Annotated in this window: 14 protein-coding genes; all 14 read right to left on the reverse strand. The window is 70.4% G+C overall.

The annotated features are described in order from the left end of the window. Window positions 1-51 precede the first annotated feature (51 nt). Complete coding sequence (locus BA062_RS38370; RefSeq protein ID WP_110344030.1) at window positions 52-1,611, reverse strand: terminase; 1,560 nt, start codon at window positions 1,609-1,611, stop codon at window positions 52-54. Beyond that, window positions 1,511-1,876 (reverse strand): terminase small subunit, encoded by a 366-nt coding sequence (locus BA062_RS39665; RefSeq protein ID WP_146240144.1) that lies wholly within the window; start codon window positions 1,874-1,876, stop codon window positions 1,511-1,513. Before BA062_RS39665 ends, BA062_RS38370 begins: the two co-directional genes overlap by 101 nt. Window positions 1,877-2,054: 178 nt before the next feature. Continuing rightward, the gene (locus tag BA062_RS38380; RefSeq protein ID WP_146240145.1) at window positions 2,055-2,336 is read right to left on the reverse strand and encodes an HNH endonuclease; all 282 of its coding nucleotides are present in this window, start codon (window positions 2,334-2,336) and stop codon (window positions 2,055-2,057) included. Then, complete coding sequence (locus BA062_RS38385; protein ID WP_110344033.1) at window positions 2,333-2,557, reverse strand: hypothetical protein; 225 nt, start codon at window positions 2,555-2,557, stop codon at window positions 2,333-2,335. The genes BA062_RS38380 and BA062_RS38385 overlap by 4 nt, the downstream gene beginning before the upstream one ends. Window positions 2,558-2,704: 147 nt before the next feature. After that, a complete protein-coding gene (locus BA062_RS38390; protein WP_110344034.1) occupies window positions 2,705-3,082 on the reverse strand; it encodes a hypothetical protein in 378 nt (125 codons plus the stop codon). Between the two features lie 141 nt (window positions 3,083-3,223). Then, window positions 3,224-3,652: a hypothetical protein gene (locus BA062_RS38395; RefSeq protein ID WP_110344035.1), complete on the reverse strand. Its 429-nt coding sequence runs from the start codon at window positions 3,650-3,652 to the stop codon at window positions 3,224-3,226. Window positions 3,653-3,657: 5 nt separating this feature from the next. Further along, complete coding sequence (locus tag BA062_RS38400) at window positions 3,658-4,152, reverse strand: RusA family crossover junction endodeoxyribonuclease (protein WP_210407122.1); 495 nt, start codon at window positions 4,150-4,152, stop codon at window positions 3,658-3,660. Next, window positions 4,149-4,394 (reverse strand): zinc finger domain-containing protein, encoded by a 246-nt coding sequence (locus BA062_RS39670; protein WP_146240146.1) that lies wholly within the window; start codon window positions 4,392-4,394, stop codon window positions 4,149-4,151. The genes BA062_RS38400 and BA062_RS39670 overlap by 4 nt, the downstream gene beginning before the upstream one ends. After that, a complete protein-coding gene (locus tag BA062_RS40115; RefSeq protein WP_110344036.1) occupies window positions 4,391-5,206 on the reverse strand; it encodes a hypothetical protein in 816 nt (271 codons plus the stop codon). The genes BA062_RS39670 and BA062_RS40115 overlap by 4 nt, the downstream gene beginning before the upstream one ends. Continuing rightward, window positions 5,206-5,487, reverse strand: a complete 282-nt coding sequence (locus BA062_RS38410; protein WP_110344037.1) for a hypothetical protein — start codon at window positions 5,485-5,487, stop codon at window positions 5,206-5,208. The genes BA062_RS40115 and BA062_RS38410 overlap by 1 nt, the downstream gene beginning before the upstream one ends. 69 nt (window positions 5,488-5,556) lie before the next feature. Continuing rightward, entirely contained in the window at window positions 5,557-5,829 is a 273-nt protein-coding gene (locus tag BA062_RS38415; RefSeq protein WP_110344038.1) for a hypothetical protein, read from the reverse strand. Between the two features lie 5 nt (window positions 5,830-5,834). Continuing rightward, window positions 5,835-6,536: a hypothetical protein gene (locus tag BA062_RS38420; RefSeq protein WP_110344039.1), complete on the reverse strand. Its 702-nt coding sequence runs from the start codon at window positions 6,534-6,536 to the stop codon at window positions 5,835-5,837. Next, window positions 6,533-6,817, reverse strand: a complete 285-nt coding sequence (locus tag BA062_RS38425) for a hypothetical protein (protein ID WP_146240148.1) — start codon at window positions 6,815-6,817, stop codon at window positions 6,533-6,535. The genes BA062_RS38420 and BA062_RS38425 overlap by 4 nt, the downstream gene beginning before the upstream one ends. Then, window positions 6,814-7,190: hypothetical protein (locus BA062_RS40120; protein WP_168214211.1), on the reverse strand; the 377-nt coding region annotated here is incomplete at its 5' end. The genes BA062_RS40120 and BA062_RS38425, both read right to left, overlap by 4 nt.

Genomic DNA, 7,190 nt, shown 5'->3' on the forward strand with positions numbered 1-7,190 from the left:
ACCAACCCACGCGGATAACAATACCGGTATAGAAATACCGGTCTCGGGTCGCTAGGCGACGTCCGGCGTGTCGTCGGCGACGATGATGCGCGGCTTGCCCACCGGGGCGGGCAGCGTCCGCGCCAGGTGCACCGCGCCGGCCACCGCGTACATCCCGTCCACGTGGCCGGAGCCGCGGCGGGTGAACCGCCACGCGTCGCCCTGCACGAGCTTCTCCGCGGCCTCGGCCTGCGCGTTGAGCAGCGGGTCGTCGGAGTGCAGGACGTACTCGTTCTTCACCAGGTCAGCGAAGCCCATGCACACCGCGGGAACGTCCTTGCGGATCTCCTCCACCTTCACCGCGCGCGGCGGCCACCCCTTGCGCTCGGCCAGGTCCGCGGCGACCGCGGCCGCCGGACCGTTCGGCAGCCAGCCGAACACCTGCGGGCGCACCGTTGCCACGAGGTCGGGCAGCTCGCGGCGCAGCGCCACCGTGTCGGTCCAGGCCGCGACGACCTCGACGCGCACCCGGCCGCTCGGCAACACTGCGGCGGCGGCCAGCGTCACGTGCTGCGAGTCCGGGGCCACGTCCAGGCACAGCGCCACCCGCGACCGCAACGCGGCCAGCGTGCCCGGCTTGTTCCCGGCAGCCCACCCGGCGGCGTCGATCGCCGGGTCAAGCCTCGGCACCCGCATGCACATGTTCTCGGTCTTGAACCCGGCCAGCTTGTCGCCGCCCTTCTCCATCGCTGTCTTGGCGTCGCCGAGCAGCGCGTCAGGGTCGATCCGGTGGCCGAGGTTCGGGTTGGCCTGCGCGAGCGCGTCGAGGTCCAGCGGCGACGAACCGTCCGGGGCCGAGTACTCGAACAGGCCGAGCCGCGGGTCACCCTCGCCGGTTTCGATGAACTGCAGCGCCGAATCGCGCCAATCGTTCAACACGATCGATTTGTCGGAGCCTGCGTTGCTCAGCGCCCAGATCTGCGCGTCCCGCACCGCGTTCGTGGCCGGCACCGCGGCGTCGTGCGCCTCGTAACTGTGGTGCTGGCGTAGCTCGTCGAGCACCAGGCGGTCGATCGTGAGCGACCGGCCGCCCTCCTCGTTCGACGCCGCGATCTTGTACCGCGAGCCCCCGCCCGTCTCGGTCGGCGCCGCGCGCCACAGGTGCGTCTCGCCGTTCGCCTCGCGGATGCCGCCCTTGCGCGGGATCTCGGCCGCGAGCTCGGGCACCCGCCGCGCCAGGTTGACCGCCTTGAGCCACGACTCCTTGGCGTAGTCGACTTTCGTCGACGTGCCCAGCACCATCGGCACGCGCTCGACGTACATCCAGTACAGCGTGAGCACGACGAGCAGCTCGGTCTTGCCGTTCTGCCGCGAGACGAGCACCAGCACCTTGCGGAACCGCGGCCGCCCGTCCGGCAGCAGCTCGCCCGCGTGAATGACGACCCACTCCTGCCACGGGTCGAGCGGATGCCCGAGCACATCACGGGCGAAGTCGCACACCTCGAACCCATACGAGGTGTCCGGCGTCAGCTCACGAAGAGGTGGCGTCCACAGGCGCGGCACCGTGCGCCCGACGATCCCGCCGCTTCCGTAGCTCGTCGAGAGCAGAGGACTGGCCTCCAGTGGCGGCATTCGGCTGCACCCCCTTCACAATCGCCCTGCGCGCCGCAGGCGTCGCGCCGAGCGACTCCAGCACCGCCAGCATCGCCCGCCCCAGCTCGGCCACCGTGCGCCCGCTCGTCTCCTGATCGATCGCCGTCGCCAGCCGCCGCGCCAGCGCTTCGCCCGCCTTGTCCTGCTCGCCGAGCTGGAGCGTCTTGAGCGTCTTATTCAGCGCGGCGTAGACCGCCCGCGACGTCCGCGTCGGCTTGCTCGGCGAGCGCTTCGGCGGCGTCACGCCATACCCCACGCGGTGTGCACAAACGCCAGGGAGAGAGAGGACATAAGGGCGCGGATGTCCGCCCCCGCCAGGGTCGGGAAAAACCGCAGGTCAGAGCATATGTCCACTGTGTACCCCTGTTTCCGCAGGTCAGAGCATTGCCATGCATCGCACGCGCGCATGCTCATCATCATGATCACCATCGTGTCATCGGTCGGGGCGCTGGGTCCGGCTGTGCGGTGGGGTCGCCAGCGTCGAGGTTGCACTTGCGGTGCGCGGCCACGAGGAACTCCGGGTCGTCGCCGTACGCCTTGCCCTTGGTGTGGTGGACGTGCGCGCTGTACGGGTGCGGGTGCCGTAGGTACTTGCTGATCGGCTTGCCGCACAGCTGGCAGATCCACCGGTCGCGGGTGAGCACGAACGGCCGGACTATCTCGCGCCATCGGCGGGTACTGCCGCCCTTCCATGATTGACTCATGGGCTCCGCCACTCGTTGGGGTCGTAGCCGACCGTGCGCATGGCGTCGTAGATCTTGCTGCGGGCGATGCGGGAGGCGTCGGCCAGCTGCTGGCTGGTGGCCCCGGCCTGCTTGGCTGTGACCATCGCGCGGCGCAGCTCACGCTGCAGCTCTTCGATCTGGTCGGCGATCTCGCGGACGCGGTCCAGTTCGGGCGGGGGTGGCGTGGGCTTGCGCGGCATGGCTGCTCCTGGGCTATCCTCGGCGCGGAGTTTCTTCCTCGGGCCCCGGTCGGCTGTGTCAGAGCCGCCGGGGCCTTTCACGTGGTCTACAGGGTGGAGGACTCCGGGGCGCCGGGGCGGCGACTGGCTGCCGCCGCCCCGGTTGGTTCACCCGATGATCGAGCCGAGGTGTTCAGCGTCGAGGCGACCCCTCACGACTCGGACCGAGCACGCGAAGTCGAACCGCGTGTCCTTCCGGTTGTGCACGCCCCGCCAGTTGTAGCGGTCCGAGACTGTGGCCGCGCGAGCCCGGATGTTCTCTCGCTTCCACTGCTCGAACTCGGCGGGGTCCTGGATGTGCGCCTGGACGGTGATCAGCCGGTTGGTGACCGTGACCACGAGGATCACTGTCGAGGGCATCCGGCCCTCGGCCTGGTCAACCTTGAGATCCGAGAGGATCCGTCCGGCCACCCGGTAGAGGTCTTCGCCAGCACTCTCGTGATAGCGGACCCCGTAGAACCGGTCATCGGCGAACATGTCGTCCATCCGAAGTTCCTTCCACTCTGTAGTTATCCCCCGAGGGTGGTGTCAGCACCCGGTGTTCGGGGGCTGTCCCGTTCGGGACTCCTCTATTATGTCCCATATGGGGACACTATCGCAAGTGGACTTTGGGTGGTGCGGGTCACTCTAGCCGTCGAGCAGCTCGCGTGCCTTCTCCGAGGCCAGCTGCTGCGCACGCTCAGCGCTCGCCGCGTACGCATTCACGTAGCGCCACTCGCGACCATGCACAGCGGCCTCCAGGTCCGCGGCGTGCTCGTCGACGTGCACACGCTCACCGGGCATGTCCTCGGTATTCAGGACGAGCCGTGACGCGCCCGCCAGCCGTTCCGGCTGGCTCAGCTCGTACCGCTGGCCGACGTGCACGGTGGCCCGGCACAGCCACACGTGCGCCACGAACGTCTCACCAGGGGGCACTACGCGCACCGGCGCCACGAAGTGACCGGGGCCGAGCTCGGACACGACGACCTCGGCATCGAACCTCTCAGGGAACGCCGCGACGAGCTCGGGCACCTCGCCGACCGTGCGAACGATCACGGACAACTCAGTCTTCGACATGGGTCTCATCCTGCCTGCTCAAGTGAGGTGATCTCGATCCACGCGCCGGGTTTCTCGTCGAGTGCTTGGTAGATCTTCGTGGCGTGCAGGTTGACGACCTGCGCGTCGTCCTGCCACACGTGCGCGCTGCCGATGGCGTCGAGCACGGCCCGGGCGAGCTTGTCGATGTCCGGCTTGCCAGCGGGCAGCCTGGGCGCGTTGTCGCGCAGCCGCTCGGCGTTGCGGCCGGTGCGGTAGTGCGACTTCGGCCGAGGCATGACGAACTGGATGGTCACGGCGAGAGGGCCGGCGAGTGGGTGCGCGTTGTCGTGCTCGGCGAGCAGGGCTTGCCGGATGTCCTCGCGCCACGGGCGGACGGCTTTCGAGGACTCGACCATGACGCCGTTGCCGACGTGCCGCTTGCTGCCCTGCGGGGCGGGCTTGCCGGGCACGAACAGGTGCACCCTGTGGGCGGCCCACGGGTCGTGTCCGAGCATGTAGGCGGGTGTGCTCGTGGTCAACGGGTCTCCTCGGGTTGTGTGCGGGCGGGGTGGTAGCCGCGCATTGGTCGGCGTCGGCCTCGGCCGGTGTGGACGGTGCAGGGTTGGCCGGGAAGGGCACGGCATGGCTCGTGCGGGCACCGGCGCAGTTTCGGGTTGTCGCGTGTGGCGGCCTGGTCCTGGTCGGCGCCGGTGCGGTTCCAGAACAGGGCGGCGGGGGCCATGCCGGTGGGCGCCTGGCCGCGCTGCTTGCGGGTGGTCACGATGCCTCGGAGCGTGCTCGTGGTCGGTGGTCGCAGCGTTCGGTTAGTGGGCCGAGGTGCTTGCCGTCAGGGTGCCAGCGCCAGCCTTCGCCGTCGCACAACCGGCATCGGGCGATGGCGCTTTGGGCGGCCCGGTGGCGCTCGGCCTGGTGGCTGTCCCACGCTTCGGCTGCGCGGCGTGCGTCGGCGCAGGCACCGCACGGTGGCGGCCGCTCGTCGCCGAGGTGGTGCGGACAGCGATCCGCTGGTCGAGGCCGAGATCCCTCGAGGTTTTCGGGGGTGGGGGGCGTGCCCGCGCGTTCGGAAGGTGACTGCCCCTCCCCAAGGTGACCACTAATAGGGACGGGAACGGGGACGGGAACGGGTGTGCTGTGACTCCCGTGTGGATTCCCGCGTGAGTCCACTGTGGTGTCCTTGGTGGTGTCCCGTTGGGACACTTCGCGGGACGTGTTGCCCTTCCGCTTGCGGCGTTGCTCGGCTTTGCGCTCGCGCCACGCCTCGCGCTCGGCCTCGACGGTGGCGCGGGTGGGCTGGTAGTCGGCCCAGTCGTGGAACACGTAACCGTGCTCGCCGTCGACCTCGGTGCGCTCCCACAGGCCGACGTCGACGAGCCGCTTCGCGTAGCGGTGGCGCGGGTCCCACGCCTCGACTTGCTCGTCGGGCACAAACCCGTCGGCGACGTTCGTGTCGACGTTGTCGGCGCACCACGTCCCCGCCAGCTCCCACAAGCCGACCGCTGGCAGCTTGTCCTTGCCGAGCTTGCGGACCTTGGGGTGCCGGTAGAACGAGTCATCCGACTTGAACCAGGGCATCAGGCAGGCACCTTTCGTGCTGGGTGCGCCGGGAGGCCGAGGCGGTCTCGGATCCTCGCGGCCGTGTAGGTGGACATGCGTGTGTGGGTGGCGATCTCGACGTCGGTCCATCCGTTGAGCCACAGGCGGTACAGCAGCTGGTCGATCTCGGTCGGGTCGACGAGCGCGAGAGCCTCGGCGGGCATCTCGCCGCGCCAGCACATGGCGCGCAGGCGGTGCAGCGAGATGCGGCGGACGTCGGGCCGGTCGGGCTCGGCGTAGCCGTGGACGTGCAGGCTCACCGGGGCACCTCCGGTCGTCTCTCGGGTGTTGGGGCCGCCCCGCGCACTCCTCGGGGCGGCCCCAGCGGGTCACTGGTCGTGGTGGGGTGGCGTGGCGGCCGGGACGTGCACGAGCGTCACGGGGCCGGACAGTGCGAGCAGCAGCGGCCACGACAGCGCGCGGTGCTGGTCGTAGAGGCCGGCGGGGAACCAGCGGTTGAAGTCGTGCGGGTGGTTCCAGCGCGGGGCGTCGTCGGCGTCGACGCGGCGCTGCCACGCGAGCCCGTTGGACGTGACCACGACTGCGCCGGGCTCGGGCTCGGTGGGCAGCTGGGCGGTGAGGATCTTCGGCAGCTCCGACATGGCGTCTACTCCTCGTCCGCGACGGGCAGGTCGGGCTCGAACACGTCGCCGTCCGGCGAGCTGCCCTCGCTGAGCGTGTCCCACGACTGGTGGGCGTGGATCGCTCCGCGGTAGCGCTGGCCGATCTGCACCAGCACTCGGGACCGCTGGTGGTAGCGGTAGGTCTGCACCAGCTCGCCGCGGGACTTGGCGACCTTGTTGAACGGTTCCAGCAGCGACGGCGAGAAGTCCGTGCGCGGCAGTAGCGAGCCCCACTCGTCGAGCAGCCGGGGCACCTCGCGCAGCGCCCCGAACACGCGCGGGTAGTCGGCGACCGGGCCGTCGCTGAATCGCACCGTGAGCCCGTCTCCGAACAGGTGCGGGTCCTCGCTGATCACGATCATGTCGGCGTCACGCCGAATCTCGACGGTGTGCTCGCGGTGCTCGGCGAGCTTCGGCTTGTACGCAGCGATGACGGCGCGCACGTCGGCGAGTGGCCACAGCATCGGGCGTGCCATGCGCCCGTAGGCGTCGACGTGGCACTGCCCGATCACGCGCGCGTTCGTCGAGGTGCCGACGAGGAGGTCGGTTTGGCCGGGCTCGTCGCCTCGGTCGGCGCGTTCGGAGTGCAGCAGCACGCCCTCGGATGCGCCGCCGCTGCCCCGGGCGGCGGTGTGCACGAGGTCGCCGAGCAGCTGCACGAGCCGGGCGGTTTCGATGCGGATCAACGGGCTCTCCTCCTGTGGTGGTCTGCCTTCGGGCAGGTGGCGAAGTGGGCGAGACGCAGCGGGATGCGGCGTGCGCGGGACATGCGGGCCTGCCCCGCGGTGAGCACGGCGGCGGCGAGCTGCCCGTCCTGGAGGGCGAGCAGCACGTTGCCGTTGCTGGCGGGATCGGCGTTGACGGGCATGCGCTCGCCGTCGCGGGTGGTGGCCCACAAGATCCGGGCGCGGCACGACTTGCACATGTCCCGGAACGGGGCCAGGGCAGCTCCCGCCGGCGTCGTCACGACGTCGCCCCACGCGCCGCCTCGGGGCTGAGGAACCGTGTGGTGACGTCGCGCAGGGGCGCGTCGGCGGCGAGCACCATGCTCGCCCACGGCCCCGCTTGACCGAGCGGCCCGCTGTCCTCGCCCCACGCCCAGCCGGTGACCGTGCGGTAGAGCCACGCGTGGTTCGTCTTGCTGTCCGGGTCGTAGAGCACGTGGACCTGGGCGGGCGGCTCGTCGTCGCCCGGGCCCCACGTGCGGCCTGGGGCGGGCTGCTGCACGTCGGGGTAGGGCTCGCTGTCGATGTCGGCGACCTTCGCCGCGAACAGCTGGCCGAGCTCGTCGAGCTTGTCGACGACCTGGCCGAGCCGGTCGGCGACCGCGAGGCTGGCCG

Source organism: Prauserella flavalba (assembly GCF_003202235.1).
Taxonomy (GTDB): Bacteria; Actinomycetota; Actinomycetes; order Mycobacteriales; family Pseudonocardiaceae; genus Prauserella_A; species Prauserella_A flavalba.

Coding starts and splice junctions, on each gene's coding strand:
- BA062_RS38415 (WP_110344038.1), bottom strand. CDS start 5,829: ATGTCGGAGCTGCCGAAGATCCTCACCGCCCAGCTGCCCACCGAGCCC.
- BA062_RS38380 (WP_146240145.1), bottom strand. CDS start 2,336: ATGAGTCAATCATGGAAGGGCGGCAGTACCCGCCGATGGCGCGAGATA.
- BA062_RS40115 (WP_110344036.1), bottom strand. CDS start 5,206: ATGCCCTGGTTCAAGTCGGATGACTCGTTCTACCGGCACCCCAAGGTC.
- BA062_RS38370 (WP_110344030.1), bottom strand. CDS start 1,611: ATGCCGCCACTGGAGGCCAGTCCTCTGCTCTCGACGAGCTACGGAAGC.
- BA062_RS38390 (WP_110344034.1), bottom strand. CDS start 3,082: ATGGACGACATGTTCGCCGATGACCGGTTCTACGGGGTCCGCTATCAC.
- BA062_RS38385 (WP_110344033.1), bottom strand. CDS start 2,557: ATGCCGCGCAAGCCCACGCCACCCCCGCCCGAACTGGACCGCGTCCGC.
- BA062_RS38395 (WP_110344035.1), bottom strand. CDS start 3,652: ATGTCGAAGACTGAGTTGTCCGTGATCGTTCGCACGGTCGGCGAGGTG.